22 protein-coding genes are annotated in these 23,157 nt (G+C 57.2%); 11 read left to right on the top strand and 11 right to left on the bottom strand.

The window, feature by feature from the left end; genetic code table 11:
• Positions 1-94: 94 nt before the first annotated feature.
• The 6 genes from YWK_RS19460 to YWK_RS0110630 form a co-directional block, all read right to left on the bottom strand.
• Positions 95-772: a GntR family transcriptional regulator gene (locus YWK_RS19460; protein ID WP_156909118.1), complete on the bottom strand. Its 678-nt coding sequence runs from the start codon at positions 770-772 to the stop codon at positions 95-97.
• Positions 773-893: 121 nt separating this feature from the next.
• The gene (locus YWK_RS0110650) at positions 894-2,579 is read right to left on the bottom strand and encodes an ABC transporter substrate-binding protein (protein ID WP_026964779.1); all 1,686 of its coding nucleotides are present in this window, start codon (positions 2,577-2,579) and stop codon (positions 894-896) included.
• 145 nt (positions 2,580-2,724) lie between these two features.
• Entirely contained in the window at positions 2,725-3,645 is a 921-nt protein-coding gene (locus YWK_RS0110645) for an ABC transporter permease (protein ID WP_026964778.1), read from the bottom strand.
• A 12-nt stretch (positions 3,646-3,657) separates the two neighbouring features.
• Positions 3,658-4,569: an ABC transporter permease gene (locus YWK_RS0110640; RefSeq protein ID WP_026964777.1), complete on the bottom strand. Its 912-nt coding sequence runs from the start codon at positions 4,567-4,569 to the stop codon at positions 3,658-3,660.
• 28 nt (positions 4,570-4,597) lie between these two features.
• Positions 4,598-5,566, bottom strand: coding sequence for an ABC transporter ATP-binding protein (locus YWK_RS0110635; protein WP_026964776.1), 969 nt, complete (start codon positions 5,564-5,566; stop codon positions 4,598-4,600).
• Positions 5,563-6,543, bottom strand: coding sequence for an ABC transporter ATP-binding protein (locus YWK_RS0110630; protein ID WP_026964775.1), 981 nt, complete (start codon positions 6,541-6,543; stop codon positions 5,563-5,565). The genes YWK_RS0110635 and YWK_RS0110630 overlap by 4 nt, the downstream gene beginning before the upstream one ends.
• A gap of 597 nt (positions 6,544-7,140) precedes the next feature.
• Between YWK_RS0110630 and YWK_RS21045 the strand changes: the two genes are divergently transcribed.
• From YWK_RS21045 to panC, 4 genes are all read left to right on the top strand, one after another.
• Positions 7,141-7,905, top strand: a complete 765-nt coding sequence (locus tag YWK_RS21045; RefSeq protein WP_156909117.1) for an SGNH/GDSL hydrolase family protein — start codon at positions 7,141-7,143, stop codon at positions 7,903-7,905.
• 127 nt (positions 7,906-8,032) lie between these two features.
• Complete coding sequence (locus YWK_RS19450; RefSeq protein ID WP_169727168.1) at positions 8,033-8,905, top strand: Rossmann-like and DUF2520 domain-containing protein; 873 nt, start codon at positions 8,033-8,035, stop codon at positions 8,903-8,905.
• 1 nt (position 8,906) lies between these two features.
• Positions 8,907-9,764 (top strand): 3-methyl-2-oxobutanoate hydroxymethyltransferase, encoded by an 858-nt coding sequence (panB, locus tag YWK_RS0110615; protein WP_035466694.1) that lies wholly within the window; start codon positions 8,907-8,909, stop codon positions 9,762-9,764.
• Positions 9,761-10,630 carry a pantoate--beta-alanine ligase gene (panC, locus tag YWK_RS0110610; protein ID WP_026964772.1) on the top strand — a complete coding sequence of 290 codons (870 nt, stop codon included), beginning with the start codon at positions 9,761-9,763 and terminating at the stop codon, positions 10,628-10,630. The genes panB and panC overlap by 4 nt, the downstream gene beginning before the upstream one ends.
• A gap of 73 nt (positions 10,631-10,703) precedes the next feature.
• On the opposite strand, the gene YWK_RS0110605 is transcribed toward panC, so the two are convergent.
• Entirely contained in the window at positions 10,704-11,450 is a 747-nt protein-coding gene (locus tag YWK_RS0110605) for a YdcF family protein (protein ID WP_035466693.1), read from the bottom strand.
• Between the two features lie 80 nt (positions 11,451-11,530).
• Here YWK_RS0110605 and YWK_RS0110600 point away from each other — a divergent pair, with 80 nt between their 5' ends.
• Both YWK_RS0110600 and YWK_RS0110595 read left to right on the top strand, forming a co-directional pair.
• On the top strand, positions 11,531-11,851 hold the full coding sequence (locus YWK_RS0110600; RefSeq protein WP_051375480.1) for a thioredoxin family protein: 321 nt from the start codon (positions 11,531-11,533) through the stop codon (positions 11,849-11,851).
• A 30-nt stretch (positions 11,852-11,881) separates the two neighbouring features.
• The gene (locus YWK_RS0110595) at positions 11,882-12,910 is read left to right on the top strand and encodes a LacI family DNA-binding transcriptional regulator (protein WP_245578594.1); all 1,029 of its coding nucleotides are present in this window, start codon (positions 11,882-11,884) and stop codon (positions 12,908-12,910) included.
• A 28-nt stretch (positions 12,911-12,938) separates the two neighbouring features.
• On the opposite strand, the gene YWK_RS19445 is transcribed toward YWK_RS0110595, so the two are convergent.
• Positions 12,939-14,459 (bottom strand): gluconokinase, encoded by a 1,521-nt coding sequence (locus tag YWK_RS19445; protein WP_051375479.1) that lies wholly within the window; start codon positions 14,457-14,459, stop codon positions 12,939-12,941.
• A gap of 115 nt (positions 14,460-14,574) precedes the next feature.
• The gene (locus YWK_RS0110585) at positions 14,575-15,888 is read right to left on the bottom strand and encodes an MFS transporter (RefSeq protein ID WP_026964768.1); all 1,314 of its coding nucleotides are present in this window, start codon (positions 15,886-15,888) and stop codon (positions 14,575-14,577) included.
• 257 nt (positions 15,889-16,145) lie between these two features.
• Here YWK_RS0110585 and udk point away from each other — a divergent pair, with 257 nt between their 5' ends.
• A complete protein-coding gene (udk, locus tag YWK_RS0110580) occupies positions 16,146-16,772 on the top strand; it encodes a uridine kinase (RefSeq protein ID WP_026964767.1) in 627 nt (208 codons plus the stop codon).
• Between the two features lie 129 nt (positions 16,773-16,901).
• Here the strand turns inward: udk and YWK_RS21040 are convergent, their stop codons facing one another.
• Positions 16,902-17,741, bottom strand: a complete 840-nt coding sequence (locus YWK_RS21040) for a VOC family protein (RefSeq protein ID WP_051375478.1) — start codon at positions 17,739-17,741, stop codon at positions 16,902-16,904.
• 189 nt (positions 17,742-17,930) lie between these two features.
• Here YWK_RS21040 and YWK_RS0110570 point away from each other — a divergent pair, with 189 nt between their 5' ends.
• From YWK_RS0110570 to YWK_RS22660, 3 genes are all read left to right on the top strand, one after another.
• Positions 17,931-19,274: an MFS transporter gene (locus YWK_RS0110570; RefSeq protein WP_026964766.1), complete on the top strand. Its 1,344-nt coding sequence runs from the start codon at positions 17,931-17,933 to the stop codon at positions 19,272-19,274.
• A gap of 42 nt (positions 19,275-19,316) precedes the next feature.
• Positions 19,317-20,060, top strand: coding sequence for a PIG-L deacetylase family protein (locus YWK_RS19435; protein WP_051375477.1), 744 nt, complete (start codon positions 19,317-19,319; stop codon positions 20,058-20,060).
• 111 nt (positions 20,061-20,171) lie between these two features.
• Complete coding sequence (locus YWK_RS22660) at positions 20,172-20,303, top strand: hypothetical protein (RefSeq protein WP_281172242.1); 132 nt, start codon at positions 20,172-20,174, stop codon at positions 20,301-20,303.
• A 113-nt stretch (positions 20,304-20,416) separates the two neighbouring features.
• Here the strand turns inward: YWK_RS22660 and YWK_RS0110555 are convergent, their stop codons facing one another.
• A complete protein-coding gene (locus YWK_RS0110555; RefSeq protein ID WP_026964765.1) occupies positions 20,417-21,157 on the bottom strand; it encodes an MBL fold metallo-hydrolase in 741 nt (246 codons plus the stop codon).
• A gap of 314 nt (positions 21,158-21,471) precedes the next feature.
• On the opposite strand from YWK_RS0110555, the gene YWK_RS19430 reads away from it, so the two are divergent.
• Positions 21,472-23,079 (top strand): DHA2 family efflux MFS transporter permease subunit, encoded by a 1,608-nt coding sequence (locus tag YWK_RS19430; protein WP_051375476.1) that lies wholly within the window; start codon positions 21,472-21,474, stop codon positions 23,077-23,079.
• Positions 23,080-23,157 lie beyond the last annotated feature (78 nt).

Here is a 23,157-nt window from a genome sequence, read left to right as displayed (position 1 = left end):
AAGCCACCCTTTCTTTTCGGGCCTTTCCACAAAGTACGCGCGGCAAGGAAAAGCGGCACGGCGTGTCCTTTTCATCAAACGACGAATGTATCGTTCAGTGTATGCTAGAGACACCGGAAAGACTCGTCCGAAAGTAATCTGCCTGACGCTCGTAGTGTTCCGTCACAACGCGCACAGCCAGGTCGACATCCTTGGCCCGCAAGGCATTGAGAATCTCTTGATGGCGCGCAGGGAATTCCGACAAGTGTGCGGCATCTTGGATACCCGTAGTATAGGTCACCCCATGCAGCGGATCGAGTGCGTGAAAGGCCATGGACAAGCGCTTATGGTCAGCAAGATCGACAATGAATCCGTGAAACGACAAATCCGCGTCAATCCACGCGGACACATCCAAACCTGTAGAAGCACACGCTGACTGCATGTCCTGAAGAAACGATTGCAGCGTCTCCATGTCGCGTTCGCTCAGGTTCGGCAATCCCAAGCGGACGGCGAAGGCCTCCAATGTGCCGCGGAGTGTCTGCACTTCCCACGCTGTCTTCGCATCCAACGAGCGGACTTCAGCACCGCGCCGAGGGTGAATGACCAGCAATCCTTCGGCTGCAAGTTGCTGAATCGCCTCGCGCACCGGACCGCGACTGATTCCCATTTGCTGTGCGATGGCAAGCTCCACAAGGCGACTGCCTGGCTTTAATTCGCCCCGTAAAATGGCCTGTCGCAACGTACGAGCCGTGTGTTCGGTCAAGCTGACCGCGCGTGGTTTTTCCAGACTCATCACACTCCCTTCCCCTTACCTTGTACGCGTTGTGATTCAACACATTACAGCAGTGACGCGGTAAAGTGACGTGGGTGAGAGAGAAGCAGAGGAGTCCCTCTGCCTCTCACCTTGCAACGAATCAGTGTTTGGATACCCAGATGTCCGCGAGCGGATCCTCCAAGACCGGGTTGGTGTAGAAGTTGTGTACCCAGGACTGGTGAATCGTTGTTGCCACCGGGTTGTACAGAGGCACCCATGCGGCGTCATCGAGAATCTGGTCCTGAATCTTGTCGTACAGCGCGTAGCGCTCCGGACCGTCCGGCATGGTTGCAGCCTGTGCCAGTTCCTTGTCGACTTCTGGGTTCTTGTAGTTCGCCCAGTTGTTGATAGGTGCCTGCGCACTGTTGAAGAGGACGTCCAGGAAGTCGTACGGATCTGGGAAGTCTGCAAACCAACCGTACAGGCCCATCTGCGCCTTACCAGACTCCGCCTTGCTCAGGTAGTCGCTCTCACCGACTTGCTGCAGGTTCACCGTGATGCCGACGGCCTTCAGGTCCGCCTGGATGGACTGCGCGCATTCGGTCAACGGCGAGCGGTTGCGGACCACCATGTTGACGGTCAGGTTGGATACGCCCGCCTGTTTGAGGAGTTCTTTCGCCTTTTGTGGATCGTACTTGTAGTTGACATCGTCCTTGCCGTGCAAAGTCTTTGTATACCCTTCAATACCAGGCGGCAAGATCTCATTGGTCACCTGCGCACGCCCGTTGTTCAACTTCACGAGGTTGTCCTTGTTGATGGCGTACTCGATAGCCTGACGGACGAGCTTGTTGTTGAACGGCGCAACCTGCGTATTGAGACCGAGGTAATAGACACCCATCAGCGGTTGCTTTTTAATAAGCGACTGATACTGCGGGTCATTGCTCCACTTCAGGAAGGACTGCGCTGGGATGTCTTGCGTAAAGTCACTCATAAACGCCGTGTTGCCCTGTTCAAAACTGAGCGCCGTAGCGCTTGGATTGCTGTTGATGTGGACGTCGATTTCATCCAGGTACGGCTTCTTGTCCTTATCGAAGTAGTTCGGATTGCGCACCAGGACCATTTCCTTGCCGAAATCATAGGATTTCATCATAAACGGACCAGTGCCCATGGGTTTGTGGTCAAACGCCTTGTCGCCACCGATGGATTGGATGTACTTCTCGTCCACCGGCGAGAAGAACGGCATGGCCAAGATTTTCGTGAAGTACGTCGCCGGTTTGGTCAGTTTGATGACGAGCGTGTAGTCGTCCTTCGCGACCACACCGGTCAGTTCCTTGGTTTTCCCATTGTAGAAGTCGTCTGCACCTTGAATCGCGGGATCAATGAAACCGACGGCCGGAGATTGCAAGCTCTTCGTCAAAATCCGTTTGAACTCGTCCACGAAACATTGGGCGGTCACCGGATCACCGTTGGCAAATTTGACCCCTTTCCGCAGGTGGAACGTGTAGGTCAGTCCATCCTTAGAAATGTCCGGCATCGAGGTGGCCAGGTCCGGTTGCAGTTCAGCCGTACCCGGTTTGTACGTCAGCAGTTGGTTGTACAATTGTTGCGGCAGGAATTCCCAGTCCCCCTGGTCGTACGCCACCGCAGGATCCAGGTGCGCCAAATCGTCGTTGATATCGATGTCAATCTTGCCACCCTTTTGCGGAGTACCGGTGTCTCCAGAAGGAGTGCTTGTCGGGGCATTTCCCGTGTTTCCGGTGCTGCCACCGCCACAACCAGCCAGGACGGCCGTTGCGAGCGCTGCCGTGCTCAGCACGGCAAGTCCCTTTTTCCACAAACTGTTCATCACATGAAGCCTCCCTTTTTCTCATCGAGAATGGATGAAACGTTTTGATAATTGCTGAGAAATGGCTTGCGGCCTCCCGGAGATTCCTCCTGTGCCGCAGGGCATCGCCCCTTTCTCGCAAAAGTTTGTTCCACCAAACGCTGTCTCAGCTCAGGCTGATGCGCGGGTCAATGACGGAGTAGACGATGTCGACCACAAAGTTGGCCACCACCACGAACACCGCGGCGAGCAGCACGGTCGCCATAATGACTGGGAAGTCGAGGTTTTCAATGGACTGCCAGGCAAGTTGTCCAATGCCCGGGTAGTTGAACACCGTTTCCGTCAACACAACCCCGCCGAACAGCTGTGCGATATCCATCCCCGCGTAGGTGACGGCGGGCAACAGCCCGTTTCTCATCGCGTGGTGGGTGATGACCCGGCGCGGCGGGACGCCAAAGGCGCGCGCGGTGCGGATGTAATCCTGGCCCATGACTTCCACCATGGAACTTTTCATGAGTCGCTGATAGAACGCCATACCGGTGACACCCAGGGTGATGGACGGAAGAATCAAATGCGAAATGCCTCCAGCCCCGCCCAGAGGCAAAATGCCGAGGCCGTGCGCGACGTTCTGGATGAGCCACATGCCGAACACGAACACAGGCATAGAAATTCCGACCAGCGACAGGAACGAAAGAATGTAATCTGCAATGCGGCGGTGGTACAGCGCGCCGAAGATACCGAGCGGAATCCCCAGGATTAACTCAACAATCCAGCCGCCAAGGGCCAATTGCACGGTGTTTCCCAGGCGCTGCCCCAGCAGCTCGGTGACGGGCAGGTTGTTGTGGTACGAAAAGCCCAGGTTCCCCTGCAGAAGCCGCCCGACGTAGTGAATGTATTGAATGGGCAGCGGCTGATCCAGTCCTAAGTTGTGGCGCACAGCGTCCACCACGCTCTGCGGCGCCTTCGCACCCACGATGAGGCGTGCGGGATCTCCAGGCGCTGCGTAAGCGATGATGAACGTGATGATGGAGATGCCGAAGAGAACGACGACAGCGCCGATGAGCCGCCGGATGATATATGATGCCATGCGAGCTCCCTCCTATTTTCCAACCTTCGGATCGAGCCAGTCGCGAAGACCGTCCCCGAGCAGATTGAATCCAATCGTAGCCACGAGCAGCGAGATACCCGGGGCGTAAATCAGCCATGGCGCGAGTTGATAATAGCCCATGCCTTCCTGAATCATGTTCCCCCAGCTGGGGTTGGGCGGCTGAACGCCAAACCCGAGGAAGCTGAGCGCGGCTTCCAGCATAATGTTTTGTCCAATGGCGAGCGCCAAGTAGATGATGACCGGCGTCACGACGTTTGGCAGCACCTCGACGAAGATGATGTTCCAGGCCGATGCGCCCAAGGATTTTGCCGCCTGCACGTACTCCAGTTCCTTGACGGACAGCACCTGGCTGCGGATGATGCGCGCCATCTGCGCCCAACCGAACACGCCAATGGCGATGAATACGTTGTGCACACTCGGCGAGAGCGCTGCGACCAACGCAACGACGAAGAGTAGAAACGGGAACGCCAACACCATGTCGGTGATACGCATGATGACCATGTCTACCCAACCGCCGAAATACCCCGAGATGACCCCGAGCAGCGCGCCGATGAAGAGGCTGATGAGCCCGGCGAAGAACCCGACTTCCAACGACACGCGGGCACCAAATAGGACGCGCGAAAACACGTCTCGGCCTTGCGTGTCGGTGCCGAGGATGTACTCGTGGCTAGGCGGCCTCGGCGCCCCCAGCTGGGTCAGGCCATCCGGCATCGGCTTGAGCGGATCGTAGTGGGCGATGACCGGCGCAAACAGCGCGATGATGACCATGACCAGGACAATCAGGCCGCCGATGACGACCGATGGATACCGCTTCACAAACTTGAGTAATTCAAACTTTCTTTTTGTCTGAGTGACCGACCCTGCACCCGGTGAGAGGGACGGTTCAAGAGCAACGTTGTTCACGGGGTATTTCCTCCCTTTTCACACGGATTTACGAATAGAGGTGGCAGGCCACGTGGTGTCCCGGCTTGACTTCTTTCCAAACCGGTTTTTTCGCCTTGCAGACGTCCATTGCGTCCTTGCACCGCGTGTGGAACGGGCATCCAGACGGCGGATTGGCCGGACTGGGCAGATCTCCGCGGAGCAGAATGCGCTCCCGCTTGACCTCCGGGTCTGGAACTGGAATGGCGGACAGAAGCGCCTGTGTGTACGGGTGGAGCGGGTTGTCAAACAGCTCCAGGCTTTCCGCCAACTCCGCCATTTGCCCAAGGTACATGACGGCAATCCTATCGCTGATGTGCCGAACGACACTGAGGTCGTGCGCAATGAACAAGTACGTGAGTCCAAACTCCTGCTGCAGGTCTTCGAGCAAGTTGATGATCTGCGACTGGACGGAAACGTCGAGCGCCGAGACCGGTTCATCGAGGACGATGAGACTTGGATTCAACGTCAGGGCACGGGCAATGCCGATGCGCTGCCGCTGCCCACCGGAAAATTCGTGCGGGTACTTGTTGGCAGCCGACGGGTCGAGGCCGCAGCGTTCGAGTAACGTCCGTACTCGCTTGCTGCGCTCCGCGGGGGTATACAGCCCGTGAATTTGCATCGGCCGCTCCAGAATCTTCCCCACTTTGTACCTGGGATTCAGCGAAGCATACGGGTCCTGAAAGACAATCTGCATCTTCTGACGGAGATGACGCAGGCTGCTCTTCGAGAGCTTGGTCAGGTTTTTGTCCTGAAACAAGACGTCTCCGCTCGTCGGTTCAATCAGCCTGAGGATGGAGCGCCCGGTGGTGGACTTACCGCACCCGGACTCTCCGACAATCCCCAGCGTCTCTCCCTTGTGCACAGTAAAATTGACATCATCCACCGCTTTGACGTATCCGACGGTGCGGCGAAGCACGCCTTTTCGAATGGGAAAGTATTTCTTCAGGTTTGATACCGTGAGCAATGTCTCTGTCATTGTGCAACAGCCTCCTCTGCCAACCAGCAACTCACCCGGGAACCTGCGGCCACTTTCGTCAGTGGAGGATGCTCCGTGCGGCAAATCTCCTTGGCGAAGGGGCAGCGCGGTGCGAATCGGCACCCCACCGGCATGTTGGCCAGCGAAGGCACGTTGCCCTTAATCGGGGTCAAGCGTTCTCTCTCTCCGGTCAGTTTTGGAATCGAATTCAGGAGACCAACGGTGTACGGATGTTGCGGGTTGCGAAAGACGCTGCGAACATCCCCTTCTTCAACAACCTTGCCCGCGTACATGACGATGACGCGCTCGCACATCTCTGCGACCACGCCGAGGTCGTGCGTGATGAGCAACAGCGCCATGTTGTTTTTGGCCTGCAGCTGGCGCAACAAGTCGAGAATCTGCGCTTGGACCGTGACGTCGAGCGCGGTCGTGGGCTCGTCCGCAATCAGCAGCTTCGGTTCACACGCCATCGCCATGGCAATCATGACGCGCTGGCGCATGCCACCGGACAGCTGGTGCGGGTACTCTTTCGCAATTTGTTCTGGGCGTGGAATACCGACCGAGCGGAGCAACTCCACGACGCGGTCATGCATCTCCCGCTTGGACATTTTGCGGTGCATGCGCAGCGGTTCGCTGATTTGATCCTCAATGCGCAAGACAGGATTGAGGGCGGACATCGGCTCTTGGAAAATCATCGAAATGTCGTTCCCTCTGTATTTGCGCACTTCAGACTCTTTTAAGCCCAATAAATCCTTGCCTTCAAAACGTATGGAACCCTCGATTTTCGCGGTCTTGGGCAGCAACCGCATGATGGACAGCGACGTGACACTTTTTCCACAGCCAGACTCTCCGACCAAACCTACGGTTTCCCCAGGCCTGAGAGAGAGACTGACACCTGCCACCGCGTTCATATACCCCGTATCCGACTTGAACGAAATCCTCAAATCGGAAATATCCAAAAGTGGTGCGCCACTCATCCCTTCACATCCTTCTTTTCTGCATCTGCGGCGTACGAGTGCGCCTCTCACAGGCGTCCGCTGCATTGCGGAACGCTGCGATGTCTCACAGTTGAAATTCAAAGATCATTCAAATAGTCTTAATAGTTGACTGTAAACTATTATTCGTAGTAGATCGTCAACTGTCAACAAAATTTTAACGGTAAATTATCACTATTAGACATCATTCGACATCAATCGCGGTTTGTCGGGCTTGTCCAAGTGTTTTCCCCTCTTCCACGCTGACTGAATGGAACAGATAGTAGACACTGTCCCGCGCGCATCTTGTCGGTTGAACATAGCATGGTAGGAGTCGTGAGAGGAAGCGCGTGAACGTCCCGTGACAGGTGGGGCGTCTTCAGGCACGACGATGTGATCCGGAGGTGGCAACAGACATACCCTTTGCATACGGTACCGAAATGATAAATGAGGAGGACTTCCGCCTCCTCCGCACGAGTTACCCGTGGTGATTTTGCATCAGACGGCGGTCGTCGTGGTGCAAGTCGTGGTGGTGTAACCCGGGACTATCTGAAAATGTAGTGAGTGCTACACACACTGTTAATACATGCGGCGGGACAAATGGAGGTCAGGGACAAAAGTCCAGACCTAGGGGAATTCGGCGTACAAATTCACCCGACCTTCCGCCGCAGCGGGTTTGAAGGGGAGTTTATCGTGTCTCGCACATCCTATCTGGCACTCGGCGATTCCATCACATGCGGCGTGGGGGCAACGGCCCCCGCCAACGGATTCGCGCAAGGGGTCGCAGACGCTCTCGCGCAGAGTTCACTCTGCGCGGGGTGGCAGTCCATCGCCGGTCCGCATTGGACGACCCAAAACCTGCTGCGCACCATGCGCAGCCTTGACACGCAGGTGTGGGAACAAGCACGCGTGGTCACGGTACTCATTGGCGGCAACGACCTGCGCCGACGCTACTACAGCTTCCTGTCCCACCCTGCCACCATGCAGGCGATTTCCCGCGCCGTCGATTCGTGTGGGCACATGCTGGCGCACGTATTGGAGCTCGTGAAGGAACAGGGCATCCCGTGTGTTGTGGTGGGGACACTGTACAACCCCCTGCCCCATGCACACGTGGCCGTCAGTGCGGTCACTCGTCTCAACGAGCAGATTGCCTGGGCTGCCTCTCGCTCAGGTTGTCACGTCGTGGACCTGTATTCCCTGTTTTTGGGGCATGAACACGAGTGGATTGCCCAGTATCGAACCGGCCACATGCAAGACCTCGCCACGCCGTTTTGCCGCCCCATCCACCCGAATGATGAGGGACATCAAGTGATTGCGAGCGCCATGTTGAACAAAGTCCTTGAAGTCTTAGCCTGCGAGGTATAAGACGGTCCGTTTTCATCGAATCAAGCCATTTGCTACAATGTTGCCGTGCACTTGAAAGCGCTTGGATGCATATCCAGCGCACAAGATGCGCGGCATGTTTGCAGTTCCATTCGGAGGTGTGCAGCGTTTGAAGTTCGTCGTACTCGGCCCCGGCCGCATGGGAACTGCACTCACTCTCGCGCTCACGTCGCTGGGTCACTCGGTGCTCGCGGCACACGGACGCGTCCCTGACAGCAGGGCAAGCCAACAGTACCAGTCTCTGACGGGGGTACCTGTCATAGGCTGGGAAGCGCTCGCACCGTACGTCCGCGAAGCCGACGTCGTCCTCCTCACCGTCCCAGACAAGGCTGTGACAGTCATGGCAGAGACCTTGGCGGACGAAGGGTGGATTGACAACGGGACAGTGATGATTCATACAGCGGGATCCCTCAGCGCTGCAGCGCTTCAGCCCGTGGAATCGCGTGGAGCGCTGCGGCTGTGCATGCACCCGCTGCAAACGATTGCCGACCCTGCAAAAGGCGCATCGCTCTTTCAAGGCGTTTACTTTACGCTCGATGGCGACGATGACGCCGTTCTGCTCGCCCAGCAGTGGATTGAAGCCTGGGGTGGAATTCCCCTCTCCATCCGCCCGGATCAGCGCCCTGCGTATCACGCGGCGGCCGCCCTCGCATCGAATGCAGTGGTGGCGCTCGCCTCGGTAGCAGCGCAGGTCTCAGGATTGCCGGACGGTCTGAAAGCGCTTCTGCCACTGCTTCACGGCGCGGTCGACAATTTGGACAAGCTCGGCTTGCCAACAGCGCTCACTGGCCCTGTCGAACGAGGAGACCTATCCACCGTGAATGCGCACCTAAGCGCTTTACAACACAACCCCACCGCATTGTCTGTGTACGCTGCCTTGGGGAAGGCCACGGCGGACGTGGCCCGCAGCAAGGAAAGTCTCTCGCAGCAACAGTGGGAGGACTTCCAACAGCTTTTCACATCCGTTCTGGGGGGTATGTAGTGTGTCAAAACCAGTCACCGTCCGCACGTTTCTGAACATGAAGCAGGCCGGCCAGAAGATTGCCATGGTCACTGCCTACGACTACCCAACTGCGAAATTGCTCGAAGAATCAGGCGTACACGCGCTGCTGGTTGGCGATTCGCTGGGCATGGTGGTGCAAGGCATGCATACCACGCTGCCGGTCACATTGGAAGACATCCTGTACCACACGAGCATCGTGTCGCGCGCAGTCACGCGCCCATTGGTCGTAGCCGACATGCCGTTTTTGACCAACCAGGTGTCCGTGGAGGAGACGTTGAAAAACGCGGGGCGCCTCATGAGCGTAGGCGGCGCACACGCGGTCAAAATGGAGGGCGGCGCGGAAGTCGCGGAGTCGGTCTACCGATTGGTGCAAGCGGGGATTCCCGTGATGGCGCACGTGGGTCTGACGCCACAAAGCGTTCACGCACTCGGTGGCTTCTCCGTGCAAGGGCGTAAAAAACCTGAGGTGGAGAAAATGCTCGACGACGTCACGTCGCTGGAACAAGCCGGCGCGTTTTCTGTCGTCCTGGAGATGGTTCCCGCTGAGGTCGCCGAAGCCGTCACAGCGCGGCTGACCATTCCCACCATTGGCATCGGTGCAGGCGCGGGATGCGACGGACAAGTTCTCGTGTTTCACGATATGATGGGTTTCACGTCGGGGTACATTCCGAAACACAACAAGCGCTACGCAAATCTCGCGGACACGATTGTGCAGGCCGCCAGATCCTACGTCGAAGAAGTGCAATCCGGCGCATTCCCAGGTCCAGATCAGACTGTGTACCTGAAGCCGGATGAACACGCCGAACTACAACCTCTGTTGAAAGGTGAACCGCTATGATTCAAATTCATCACATCCATGAACTCCGCAAACACCTGAATGAGGAGCGGCGTGCCGGCAAGAGGATTGGACTCGTCCCGACCATGGGTTACCTGCACGAAGGCCACATGGCACTGGTCGACGCGGCGCGCAAAGACAACGACGTCGTGGTCGCCAGCGTGTTCGTCAACCCGCTCCAATTCGGCCCCAACGAAGATTTTGCGAACTACCCGCGGGATCTTCAGCACGACGCAGAGCTGTTAGCCGCGCACGGGTGCGACATACTGTTCGCTCCGAGCGTGGAAGAAATGTATCCCAAACCGATGGTGACGCAGGTCGAAGTCCCAGCGCTCAGCACGCAACTCTGCGGCAAGACCCGACCCGGCCACTTTCGCGGCGTCGCCACCGTGGTCAGCAAGTTGTTTCACATCGTTCAACCGGACAGGGCGTACTTTGGCCAGAAGGACGGTCAGCAGGTGGCCGTCATTCGGCGAATGGTCGAGGATTTGAACTTCCCCATCCAAATCGTGGCGGTGCCTATCGTGCGCGAAGCCGACGGACTGGCCAAAAGCTCGCGCAACGTCTACCTGACGCAAGAAGAACGCCCACATGCCACCGTGCTCTACCGGGCGCTGCAACACGGGAAGTCACTGTTGGAAAAAGGGGAAAGATCTCCGTCCGTCGTCGCCTCGGCGATGGCCGAGGTGGTCTCAGCCGAACCCGGCGTCCGTCTGGACTACGCGGAGGCCGTATCACTGGACACGCTGGAAGCCCCCGAACGGCTGTCTGGCCCAACCATGCTGGCCATCGCCGCCTACGTCGGGAAAGCGCGACTGATTGACAACTTCCAGTTGGACGTCAGGTCGGACGGAGTGCGTACGCTCTAACAGACTCCGGCCCCATGTCGGAACCTGTTCCTCACCCCATCCAGCCATCCGCTGCACGTGATGTGGCGGATGGCTAGATGGCCGCCTGTACGATGCCGAGGTACTCGTGAAGGACCGTCCAGGTCAAGTCCATCGCCTGGCCACTCGGCACAAACTGATTCACGTACCACTTCGGTTTCGCACTCGTTTGATAATCACACGGATACGCTTCTACCCCCACACCTTCCTTCGCAAAATCCAGCACCGCCCGGCGCATGTGAAACGCGGACGTGATGAGCACCGGATGCTGAAAGTGGTGTTCTGCCAGGATTTTGCGCGTGTACTTCGCGTTTTCCTCTGTATTCCGACTCTTGTCCTCGACGTAGATATCTGCCGCAGGTACCCCCATGCTTATCAACTGGCGACGGGCAATGTCTGCTTCCACCCCATCGTCCGGGTACACCTGACCGCCAGAGAGGACAATCGGAAGCTTCGTCTCCCGGTACAAGCGCAGTGTGGTGAACAGGCGGCTTTCGGCGGACGAGGACAACATGCCCACGCCGTCCACGTCCGGTGTGTCCGGCGTCGCGCCACCGCCCAGCATGACCAGTACGTCACCGTGCACCGCGCTCGGATGCGGCACAGACTGCTCCAGTCCGCGCATCAGTCCGTCTGCCACGGCCGGAATGCAGCAAAGGTAAAAGACTACTGCGAAGCCCATGAGGGCTGTTGCCAGGCGACGCTGCTGACACTTCTGTGCCCACACGGCAAGTAGGGCAGCCGCGAGGATGAGTAATCCTGGTGGCAAAACCCATCCAACGAGCGCCTTGATTACGTACATGTTCCACCCCTCCACATCCCATCATAGCAAACTGGCAAGCCATTCCGAGTTGTGCCATCATGAGGTAGGGTGAACAGCGAATGTTTCGCGAACTGACAGAGACGGAGCTCCCGTCTGCATTGCAGTCCACTCAAGGCAAGCAGGCGTTCTTTTTCTACACGCCGCTCTGTGGGACATGCAAACTCGCGCAGAAAATGTGTACGGTGGCCATGGAAGCTCTGCCAGGCACGACGGTCTACGCATGCAACGTGAGCCGGTTTCCCAATCAAGTGCAGGCATGGAAAATCGAAAGCGTCCCTTGCCTGGTGATTGCTGAGGGCAACGAGGTGCTGCACAAGGTATACGCGTTTGAATCGGTGGACAAGGTGTACCGCCTTTTGAAAGCTTGTCAGACTCTGTAGTAGAGAGAACAGCGGTAAAGGGGAATGTACGTGGCGAGGCAGCGACGGATTACGATTGAGGATGTGGCGCGTGAAGCTGGGGTCTCCATCACCACCGTCTCGCGCTTTCTCAACCAGGACTACGGGGCCATGCGCGAAGAAACCAAAAACCGCATTCAATCGGTGATTGAACAACTCGGCTACCACCCCAACAAGTTTGCGCAAGGGCTCAAGCGCAACCGCAGCAAAACGGTTGCGGTGGTCGTTGTGAACATGGGATATCCGTTTTGCGTAGGCGTCATTCGCTCCCTGTCAGACGTTCTGCACGAGGCCGGGTACAGCTTGCTGGTGGCAGAGACCGGGGCGGACGCGGATCGGGAAGAAAAAGTGCTCCGCTCCTTGATGGCGCAGCCCGTGGACGGCATCGTCATACAAACCAACGGCGCCAACAACGAATTGCTCGCGGAGATTGCAAAATCGACTCCGGTCGTGTTGATTGACCGGCAGTTTGACGTGCCAGGCGCTGTCAACATCGTGACCAACAACGCTGAGGCCTCCGAACAACTGACCGCCAGTCTGTTTGCACAAGGGTACCAGCGCGTCCTGTACGTGACCGAGGAGGTGCAGCAGATCAGCACGCGCGTCGACAGACTGCGTGGGTATGAAGCCGCGTGTATGAAAGCAGGCAAGTTGCCCTGGGTGGCGTGGATTGACCGTGCGCGCCCGTCCACTCTGCAAGAGGCGGTCCACGACGTAATGGCAGCGCGCCCACAGGAACCGTTTGCTGTCTATGCCGCGAACGGGCTGATTATGTTGGACTTGTACCCACTCATCCGCCAATTGGACTACCCGGTGCCATCCGCCATGGGGATTGCCACGTTTGACGAGCCAGACTGGGCCAAGATTGCCACGCCGCCACTCACCTGTGTTCGCCAGCCGACGCGGGAGATTGGTGAGTCCGCTGCAGACGTGCTGTTGAAAGCCTTGCGAAAGAAGCAGGATGCGCCTATTCGCCGTACGTCCCGCATCATTCTGCCATCCACGGTCATTCCTGCGGGCGCCACCCTGCGGCTTCCGTAGACGCCGTTGCGCCCGCAACGTTTCCCCATCAGGAAGACTTGTTCAACCCAAGCAGCTCGGCCAGCCGCCGGAATTCCGCGTATTTGTGCTGGTACTTTTGATGTGCCTCCGCGTTCGGATACACGACGCGGATGAGGTCTGCAGACTGAAATTGCTTGTGTCGCAGCGCCACATCCTCCCAGCCGTACGTCCCGGATGCCAATTCCGCCAGCATGACGGCCCCCACCACAGAAGCGTCCGCCGTCGTGGCCGGAACCACGTCGGTACCGAAAATATCGGCTGCCATTTGTCGAATCCACGGCACCTCCAGCAGTTTCCCGGACGCCAACAGGCGCTTTGGCTTTCCAACCTCCCGGGTCAGCGCGGAAGCAATCCAGTACGCGTTGAGCAGCACCCCTTCCACCGCGGCGCGCAGCAGGTGGGCGCGCGTGTGTGACAGCTTCAGGCCCACCACCGTCGACGTCGCGTCTGGGTTCCAGAGCGGGGCCCGTTCCCCGGCCACGTACGGCAGAAACAGCAAATCGTCGACGTTCACCTGTTCTGCTTGGGCCAGCAACGCATCCAATGCGGCCTTGTCTTCTGTTTCAGCCCCGCCCATGGGGTCGCTCAGGACCTGTCTGTACAGCCAATCCACCACGACGCCGCCACTGTTGCTGGGGCCCCCGACGACGAAATAGCCGTCGTCCAGCACATAGCAGAACAAGCGCGTCTCTGCATCCGTGACCATCTGCCGCGTCCCCGTCCGAACCGCACAGCTGGTGCCGATGGTGACGACCATGTCGCCAGACTCCGTCACACCTGCGCCGAGATTGGCGAGAACGCCGTCCGAGGCGCCGATGTTGAACTGCGCGTGGTCGAACATCCCCGTGCTGCAGAGGGGTTGCGCTTTGAGCTCGGATCGGACGTGCGTGGTCGGCACGATGGTGGACAACTGATTGACCCCAACGCCGGCGAGTTCGAGCGCTCCCGGCAACCAATCCTTGTGGGCGATGTCGTACAGTCCCGTGGCACTGGCCATCGAGGCGTCGATTTCCCATACGCCAAACCAACGGTACCACACGTACTCTTTGAGAGACACAAACTTGAACGCCTGGCGCAGCAACGCCGGTCGATGTTCCTTCAACCACATCAACTTGGCCAGCGGAGCCATGGGGTGAATCGGCGTTCCCGTCGCTTGGTAGATGCCAATGCCTTCCGACGAAGCCCAAAGCTGCTCCGCCTGTGCCGCGGCGCGCGTGTCCATCCACGTCATGGCTGGCGTCAAGGGCCGGCCTTGCTCATCCACCGCGAGGAGGCTGTGCATGGCCGCGCTGAAACCAACCCGTTCCACCGTCCACCCGTCGGGCTGCAGGCGGCGGACGACGTCCAGTATGCAGTGCTCGACGGCGCGGTACACTTCTTCCGCGTCTTGTTCAGCCCGCGCAGGCTGGTCCTTCAACAGCGTCAGCCGCTGGCTCGCGCGGCTGAGTTCCCTTCCGTCGGTCGAAAATGCGACGACTTTCACAGACGTTGTTCCAATGTCCACTCCCAAGGTGCATGTCTGATTCATCGGTTTGAAGACTCCTCACTCATCCACGGAGATAGGGTACGCACACGGCTTCCTGCACCGTACCGTACCCTATCTCTGGGTGTTTGCTGTTCTTTCGTGATGAACGATTTTGGGCTTATTTGCTTTGTACCGCGCCCGTCTGGACGTTCATCTGGGCATACGGCGTGCGAATTTGTTCAATCGGGCCGAGCAGGATGAGGTACGACAAGATGCCGAGCAACAGTACCACCGCCGCCACGACGAAACCGATTGAGAACGATCCCGTGCCCCCCGCGATGTATCCCGTCACAATTGGGGCGAGAATGCCCATGACGTTGTTGGAGAAATTCATGATGCTGCCGACGGTGCCCACCGTGCCCTTCGGCGCAATGAGCGCTGGAATACTCCACGCAATCGGAGCGGAAAACGCCAGTCCCCCGAGCGCGATGGAGATGAAGATAATGGCCACATTCGGATTGTTGGTAAACGCGGCGCCGCCGACCGCGAGTCCGAGCAGCATCCCAATCACCAGCAGGGTTTTCCGCACTTTCGACGGGTTGTAGCCTTTGCGGATGAGCGCGTCGACCAACACCCCGCCAATCAGGAAGTCCGTCACAGTGGCCACGGCCCACGGGATCATCACGTAGATGCCGCTTTTCAGAATGGTCATGTGCATCTGCTTCTCCAAGTACCCGGGCAGCCAGGTCAGGAACAGGTAGAACGAGTACCCGTACGCAGCAAAACCAAGCGTCAATCCCCAAACTTTGCGGGTGCTCAGCAGAAATTTGAGGTTCCGCCAGGTTCCCCCCGGTGCTTCCCCTTCCTGCTGGGCGCCGCCTTCCTCAATATACTGGCGCTCTTCGGCCGTCAGCCGCGGGTGTTCGTGCGGATCGCGGTACCAAATCCAGTAAATGAGGGCGTACAGCAGCGAAAGGATACCGGTCATCCAGAAGCCGCCGCGCCATCCCCATTGCGTGACCGCGAACGCCACAACCGGCGCACCGATGACGTTGGAGAACTTGGCCGCTGCGTCAAAGGTGGAACTGGCAATCCCGCGTTCACGCAGCGGGAACCAGTACCCGGTTGCTTTGGACGCGCTCGGAAAAGCGGGTGCCTCTGCTGCGCCGAGCAAAATGCGGGACAGGATGACGAGGCCGAGACCGCTCACGACGGCCGTCATCAGCGTTGCGACGCCCCAGATGATGGTGCCCACGCGCATCAACCACTTGATTCCGATTTTGTCCAGCAATACCCCAATCGGAATTTGCAACAGCGCGTACGACCAGGCAAAGGACGACAACACAATCCCCATTTGCCCACTGGTCAAGTGGTATTCCTTCGCGATGGGCGCCGTCGCAATCGACATGTTGGTCCGGTCGAAGTAGTTGATCAGAATGCCAATAAACAGTATCACTGCAATGCCCCAGCGAACTTTCCCTCGAGAGTTCACAACATTCTCCTCCTCTTGGAGCCAATACAGGTAGGTTTCCCAGATTCGCCAAATCGGTAAGCGGATTCACGACAATGTCCGGGCAACGCTTAGAAAACGTTTTACGAAAACGTTTTACTTAACTTGTATATTAAGAAAAAGCGCTTTCATACACAAGGGTAAATTTAGGAAATCCGGTGTATAAGCTTCACCGTTGCATAGAGTCCGGGGCAAGGTGTATACTTCGACAGTTAGAACAAGGGGGATGGGACGCTGTTATGCTCATCGTTGGAATTGCAGGGGGCACTGGCTCCGGTAAGACGACAGTCGCCCATAATATTGTGGAAACGCTTGGGGAAGGCAATGTGGCCTTAATTTCCCAGGATGCTTACTATAAAGATCTCTCCAAAATCAGCTTCGAGGAACGGCAACGCCTCAACTACGACCATCCAGATGCGTTTGACAACGACCTATTGTTGGAGCACCTCCACCAGCTGCGAAACCGACAGGCGATTCAGCTGCCTGTGTACGACTTCGCGCTGCACACGCGGTTACCTGAAACCATTCCGGTAGAATACAAGCCCGTCCTGGTCCTGGAAGGCATCCACGTGCTGGTGGACGAGCGCATCCGCAATGTGCTGGATATCAAAGTGTTTGTAGACACGGACGCGGATGTCCGGGTCTTGCGGAGAATCATCCGAGACGTCAAGGACCGCGGTCGGACCGTCGACTCGGTGTACGAGCAGTACCTGTCCACTGTGAAACCGATGCACGACGCGTTCATCGAACCATCGAAACGGTACGCGGACCTGATTATTCCAGAAGGCGGCGAGAACAAAATCGCCATCAGCCTGTTGACGACGCGCATTCGCCATTTCCTGGAGGAACACGCGTACGCCCGTTGAGGGACGAGCCACCTCATATGAAGCATGACTTCACCGGCGGAGCGGAAAGGATACGCTCCGCCGGTTTTTTGTCTCCAGCAAGCCCTTTCGTGTTTCGATTGGCAAAACATCGGGCGTTTTACACATCGCTCACCGCTGCACAATGACGACGTTCAACCCGTGCAGCGTTTGGACCGATGAGGTGCGCGGCGCGCCTGCGGATGGAACCGCGCTTTCGGCTTTGGCCGGCTGCGCCACCGTCATGCGAAAGGGGCGCTCTCCGTGCTGCGCCACCCACTCGGCACCTTCCCCATCCTGAGCGGTGTGAAAGACCAGCTCCGGCCCCAGCCCTCTGACGACAGCGGTACTGCCGTCCGAAGATACACTCATCTCTGCACCTTCGTCGGCATACCAGGTGTTCCAGCGCTCGGCCAACTGGCGGACATCGCGCACGCGGGACTCAACCTTGACCAACTGGAGCCTATCCGCTGACCCAGCAGGAAGAGCTCCAGCGGCCACCAGTCCGGCTTCCCTTTGGCGGTCGTCCTCTTCCCACTCAATCAAAAACGGAAGCGGGAACGCCTCGACGTCCGTGCGCGCCGGAAACAACAGTCGCCAGCGCAAGGTCGCTCCGTCCTCCCGCCGACGCAACCCTTGCACAGGACCGACAGCGTTCAGACCCCGGGCACGCCATGCTGCTGCAATCTCGTCCAGCCGCCGGGTGCGGAGGGCAAACTGTTGAACCCCTTCCCCCCGCTGCAGATCTGCCAACACCCACTTGCCAAACTCGCTGGTCTTGGCCAGCGCCTCGTCAAACACGCCCACCCACTCGATGTAGGACAGGCCGAAGTAGGAGAGCCCGTTGTACGTTCCCCACTCGACGTGTTTTCCGCCCGGCACCGTGCGCCACCCGAAGGCGTCTGCGAAGTGCTGGCGGACAGAGTTCGGATCATACACTGTATGTACCAGATGATCAAATTGCAGGTCCATAAGACCGCCTCCTCTGTTCCGCGATGTGCAACCTGGCGACAGACCGCTCTCGTGGAAGGTGGTCCATCGCTCCTGTTGTGAATCATTGGACGCGACCGGAACGACTCTTGATGATTTTTCGAATCTTTTGTACAAAAGCGTTGTTGCATCGTGAGCGCACATCCTCCACGATGCAAGGGAGGCAAAAATATGCGGCCGATGGCAAAGATCATTTCGTTTACCAGTGGATCCATTCCTGCCAACCTCGTCAGCCTTGCCTACGGATCTTATGTGCAGAGTTACTACATCGACGTCCTGCATGGTCAGCCTGACTGGATTGGGGTGGCCGCCACCATCCAGGCAGTGTACGCGACCCTGGTGTACCCGTTTCTCGGGTACCTGTCGGACAGAACCTACTCGCGGTGGGGGCAGCGAGTTCCATTCATCATGTACGGATCCGTCCCACTCGGCGTCGCGTTCATGTTGGTGTGGACTCCGCCGGTGTCTGCCCACCAAGTGCTCCTGTTCTCCCTGTACTTTCTCCTTACCGCCATCTTCTACGACACCATGTTCAACTTGACGATGGTCAACTGGTCCGCGCTGTTCCCAGAGATGTTCCGCACCCCTGCGGAGCGGGCGATGGCCTCGGCGTGGAAGCAGATGTTCGGCATCATCGGGCTTGTGGGCGGACTCGCCCTGCCCACGCTGATTGCCGCGAAGATGGGCTGGCCAGCCATGGGTGTCCTGTTCGGCATCATCAGTATCCTGGCGCTCCTGACCACCATTCCCAGCATGGAACTGAAGCGGCGGCGAGCAGAACAACGGGCGGGGCGTGCGCACGGCCAATCTGTCGGACTGCCGGTGCGGCAAGCGCTCAAGCATACGCTCGTCAACAAATCGTTCGTCACCTTCATCGGTATGCGCTTCTTCGTGCAATTCGCGTTCACCATGCTCACAGCTGACCTGTACTACTACGCGAAGTACAACCTCGGGCTCGTGGACGGCCAGCAATCCTACTTACTGCTCGCCACACTGGCTGTGGCGTTGCCGCTCGTGTATGTCTGGGGCTGGTTGGTGCCGCGGATTGGGGCCTCGCGCGCCGTCGTGCTGGCCATTCTCTTGTTTGGCCTTGCGCTCTGCAGCTTCAACTTCACAAATACGTTCTCCGCCGCGTTGATGGCCGCCTTCTTTCTTGGCGTCGGGCTCTCCGGCATCCTCGTCCTGACCGACATCCTCATCTCAGACATCATCGACGAAGATCAGGTGAGGACCGGCGTCCGACGCGAAGGGATGTTTTACGGTATCCACGGCCTCCTGGTGGGCCTCTGCACCCCCGCGCAGGCTGTGGTGACCACTGCGGTGTTGGTCAGCACAGGGTACACCAACGCGCTCGGGGCACACCAACCGACGTCCGCCTTGTTTGGATTCAAGATGATGATCACGTGGATTCCGTTGGTGGCACTCGCAGTGGCCCTGCTGTTCTTCTGGCGGTACCCACTACACAGAAAACACGTGACCCGGATTCAGGAGCAACTCCGACACATTTCAGGTTAAGACCCCAACAGACCAAGCCGAATTGCAAAAGGAGGAAACTCTATGTCCCTGTCCCATCTCGCCCCCATCCCCAACTTGTTGAACGCCAAGCGCGTCCTGTGCATCCAGCCGCACCCGGACGACATGGACATCGCCTGCGGTGGCACGTTGGCGGTGCTCGCAGACAGAGGCGCCCACATCACGTACTTGACGGTGACGGACGGAGGCGCTGGCTCGCCGCTGCGCCGCGACGAAAACGAACTGGCCAACGTCCGCAAACACGAGCAACTCGAGGCGGGTCGCTACATTGGCGTACAAGAGTACATTTGGCTCAGCTACCGCGATGCGGATTACCTGCCCGGTCAGCAGCTCCAGCACGAATTCATCCGCGCCATTCGGCAAGTCCGGCCCGACACGGTGGTCACCATTGACGGCTGGCTGCCCTACGAAGCGCACCCAGCGCACCGGAATGTGGGACTCTCCGCAGCGGCCGCGGTTCTGTTTAGCGCCATGGGCAACATTGGGAACAGCCACGAGTTGCAGCCGCACGGCGTGCAATGCATCGCCTTCGGGTTTACGGCAAGACCCAACACGTTTGTGGACGTCACGAACACGTGGCAGCGGAAAATGGCGGCCATCCGGGCGCACGAAAGTCAATTTCCAGATCACACTTGGCCGTTTTTTGAGCATTACTTCGAAGCGAAGGCAGCCCAGCACGGACCGGCTGCAGGGGGTGAAAAAGGAGAAGCGTTGAAAGTGTTTGCCCCCATCCACCTCCACTGCAACGTCGACGCAGAAAACATGTAGAGAGCCCGACTTCCGTTACGGTCTCCAATGTCACCGCGTCCCTGCAGGGACGACCCGCTTTGCGCATACGGGCCATCCTTCTGACGCACGATAGCCAGTGGAGGGATGGCTGTGAAAACCAAACCCACAGGAACGATGGTAGGCATTGTGTTAGGTGGCGTACTCTTGATATTTCTGCTGCTGTGGATGTACTTCGCACGCTTCGGCTTGGGATTGTTTATCGGCCATTTGACTGCGGAGTGATAAAAAGCTACGCTCGCCGGGGGGCGAGCGTTTTTGCGGGTGAGTCGCTGTCTATGAACCTGCTTGATAGTCCATTTTCGAAGTTGGAACAGTGCCCAAGTGGTCTTCTGCCATTATTGACCCTCAGCCAACGCTGCAAGACGTTGGTTTGCGTTTTCTTTGTACACTCCACCGTGATAACAGATGACGGTTTCGATGTCGTATTTCGTGAACTTTTTGAGTGACTTGAGCGCTGTCTCCATATCCGGTGTGACTTCGGGATTGGGTCCAAGCAGTTCACCGTTTGCTGCCACAAGCGCATCTCCAGTGATCAATGTTTTGCTTTCATGGAGGTACAAGCTGATATGCCCCGGCGTGTGGCCTGGTGTGAAGATGACCATGATGCCCCCGCAGTATGGCAATACCTCTCCGTCTTCCACCGTTTTATCGACCTTGGCCGTTATCGGGGTTCCGAACAGCGCTTGCACTCGCTGACGCTGTTCTGCTGGGACGGATTCAAGCATCTTCGCGACGCGCTCCGGATTCATCTTCAATGGCGGTTTGTCGCCTTCGATGTACGGTTTATCTTCTTGATGCGCCAGCACCTCAACAGGATGGTCCACCGCCTTCAGAATCGCGGGTAGACCGCCAATATGGTCGAGGTCCTGATGTGTGAGAATGACCTTGCTCAGTTTGTCAAACGGCACGCCAGCGTGCTCCATCGCTGCGCGAATTTCCGCAAGTTGACCAGGCATTCCCGTGTCCACCAAAATGACTTCATCTTCATCCCAAAGAAGGGTCGGATGTATCACCATTTGCCGTCCCATCATGTTGACACTTACGTCTAATGCTTCTACACCGTTCGCTATCTTCATGGCATTCGAAGCTCATGTTTGAGCTTCCGCACACCTCCCTTGACGACATTCATTGCATCTTTCATTTTCCTCCTGATTGCCTTCAAACGCAATGTACTTTACTTAATAAAAAATTTAAGCATATAATCACTTGTTTCATGAAGGATTTGACTTGAGGGAAACAAATTTATTTAGATATCATAAAAATTAATTGGTTAAACATTATATACACTAAAGCTGAAGCCATGGAAACAACGGGGTGACTTTATGTATCAGGGCATCCATTCAGGGACAGAGCGATTTGATGCAACTTAGTTTGAAAGGAGGTGTTTCGTATGGCTCAGACGACCGCACACAGCTATGAAATTGAACGAATCAAGTCCCCTGCATTACAGATGACCATTATCATCCTCGGTGTGTTTATGGCCATTTTGGACACGAGTGTAGTGAATGTGGCGATTCCCAAGATGGAGACGGAATTGAACGCGACAACCGACCAGATTCAGTGGGTGATGACGGCGTACATGCTCGTTCTCGGCGTTTTGATTCCGATTTCCGGATGGCTAACGGACAAATTTGGCGCAAAGAAGCTGTTCCTGTTCTCTCTCGCCACGTTCACCATCGGATCCGCGCTCTGCGGTGCCGCGTGGAATCTCAGTTCCATCATTGCCTTTCGAATCTTGCAGGCCATCGGCGGTGCCCTGATGCAACCGGTCGCCATGTCCATGATATTTCGGATATTCCCTCCGCATCGCCGCGGCATGGTGATGGGCGTTTTTGGCATCGCCATGATGGCAGCGCCAGCTTTCGGGCCTGCGCTCAGTGGGTATCTCGTGGACGATTGGTCGTGGCGATTCATTTTTTACATCAATGTCCCCATTGGGATTGTCGCGGTGATTCTCGGCACCCTCACGATGCACGAGTTTCCGCACGAGGTAAAAGGGAAGTTGGATATCTGGGGGCTTATCTTCACCATCGCTGGCTTCGGAAGCTTACTGTATGGATTTAACCAAGTCTCCTCCAATGGGTGGCGTTCCACAGAAGTGGAGTCCTTCCTGACGGTAGGTGTGGTTTGCTTGGTCATCCTGATCATCGTTGAGTTGTCCGTGAAGAACCCCATCATTCAACTGCGGGTACTGAAAAACTACATGTTCAGCATGAGTCTGCTCCTGGTCTCGCTGATCAGTGTCGCACTGTTTGCAGGGATTTTCTTCCTCCCCGTGTACCTACAAAACGTTCAAGGGTTTTCAGCGGTGCGCACAGGGCTTTTCATGACGCCTGCTGCGCTGGTCTCCGCTGTGCTGATGCCGGTCGGCGGTCGACTGTTTGACCGCATCGGACCGCGTCCGTTGGGCTTCGTTGGATTGCTGATTGTGACATGGGCGACGTATGGATTTACTACGCTGGAGGCGAATACAAGTTCAAGTACAATCCAGTGGTTGTATATTGTGCGCAGCGCCGGAATGGCTCTGACCATGATGCCCATTATGACAGCTGGCATGAACACGGTTCCCGTTGAATTGACCAGCCAGGGAACTGCGATGAGCAACACGGTACGGCAGGTTGCAGCCTCGTTGGGGACTGCTGTGCTCACCAGCTACATGACCACGCAGACAAAGATTCACGCCGCCCAAATGTCTTGGCAAGTGACACCCACCTCACCATCGGGTCAATTCATGATGAGGATTCAAGCATTGATGCAAGCACACGGGATGTCGATGACGGCCGCGAAAGAGGCTGCAGCATCCGTGATGAATGGTTTGATTCAACGCAATGCGTTTGTGGCAGGGATGGACGATGCATTCATGGTCTCAACGATTTTGACTGCGCTGACCGTCATCCTGGTGTTGTTCTATGGAAGTAAACGAGAACGGGCTGTTCGTGAAAGACACCGTAAAAAACCCGTGAGAGTGGAGGCTGAAGAGCCGTTGTTGCTGGAGTGAGCAAATTGCAAATCCGACTGTGTTTCACCAGTGCGAAGGCGCGATACATTGTGCTGACCCCCGTTGTCAGGCACTATG

The sequence above is a fragment of the Alicyclobacillus pomorum DSM 14955 genome (assembly GCF_000472905.1).
Lineage (GTDB): Bacteria > Bacillota > Bacilli > Alicyclobacillales > Alicyclobacillaceae > Alicyclobacillus_A > Alicyclobacillus_A pomorum.
The sequence above is the reverse complement of the archived record's forward strand: the minus strand, read 5'-3'. Positions and strand labels throughout refer to the sequence as shown.

Excerpts from the sequence above, each read along its gene's own strand:
- YWK_RS19460 (WP_156909118.1), bottom strand. The coding sequence starts at position 772 with ATGAGTCTGGAAAAACCACGCGCGGTCAGCTTGACCGAACACACGGCT.
- YWK_RS0110650 (WP_026964779.1), bottom strand. The coding sequence starts at position 2,579 with ATGAACAGTTTGTGGAAAAAGGGACTTGCCGTGCTGAGCACGGCAGCG.
- YWK_RS0110645 (WP_026964778.1), bottom strand. The coding sequence starts at position 3,645 with ATGGCATCATATATCATCCGGCGGCTCATCGGCGCTGTCGTCGTTCTC.
- YWK_RS0110635 (WP_026964776.1), bottom strand. The coding sequence starts at position 5,566 with ATGACAGAGACATTGCTCACGGTATCAAACCTGAAGAAATACTTTCCC.
- YWK_RS0110630 (WP_026964775.1), bottom strand. The coding sequence starts at position 6,543 with ATGAGTGGCGCACCACTTTTGGATATTTCCGATTTGAGGATTTCGTTC.
- YWK_RS21045 (WP_156909117.1), top strand. The coding sequence starts at position 7,141 with ATGGAGGTCAGGGACAAAAGTCCAGACCTAGGGGAATTCGGCGTACAA.
- panC (WP_026964772.1), top strand. The coding sequence starts at position 9,761 with ATGATTCAAATTCATCACATCCATGAACTCCGCAAACACCTGAATGAG.
- YWK_RS0110605 (WP_035466693.1), bottom strand. The coding sequence starts at position 11,450 with ATGTACGTAATCAAGGCGCTCGTTGGATGGGTTTTGCCACCAGGATTA.
- YWK_RS0110600 (WP_051375480.1), top strand. The coding sequence starts at position 11,531 with ATGTTTCGCGAACTGACAGAGACGGAGCTCCCGTCTGCATTGCAGTCC.
- YWK_RS19445 (WP_051375479.1), bottom strand. The coding sequence starts at position 14,459 with ATGAATCAGACATGCACCTTGGGAGTGGACATTGGAACAACGTCTGTG.
- udk (WP_026964767.1), top strand. The coding sequence starts at position 16,146 with ATGCTCATCGTTGGAATTGCAGGGGGCACTGGCTCCGGTAAGACGACA.
- YWK_RS21040 (WP_051375478.1), bottom strand. The coding sequence starts at position 17,741 with ATGGACCTGCAATTTGATCATCTGGTACATACAGTGTATGATCCGAAC.
- YWK_RS0110570 (WP_026964766.1), top strand. The coding sequence starts at position 17,931 with ATGCGGCCGATGGCAAAGATCATTTCGTTTACCAGTGGATCCATTCCT.
- YWK_RS19435 (WP_051375477.1), top strand. The coding sequence starts at position 19,317 with ATGTCCCTGTCCCATCTCGCCCCCATCCCCAACTTGTTGAACGCCAAG.
- YWK_RS0110555 (WP_026964765.1), bottom strand. The coding sequence starts at position 21,157 with ATGAAGATAGCGAACGGTGTAGAAGCATTAGACGTAAGTGTCAACATG.
- YWK_RS19430 (WP_051375476.1), top strand. The coding sequence starts at position 21,472 with ATGGCTCAGACGACCGCACACAGCTATGAAATTGAACGAATCAAGTCC.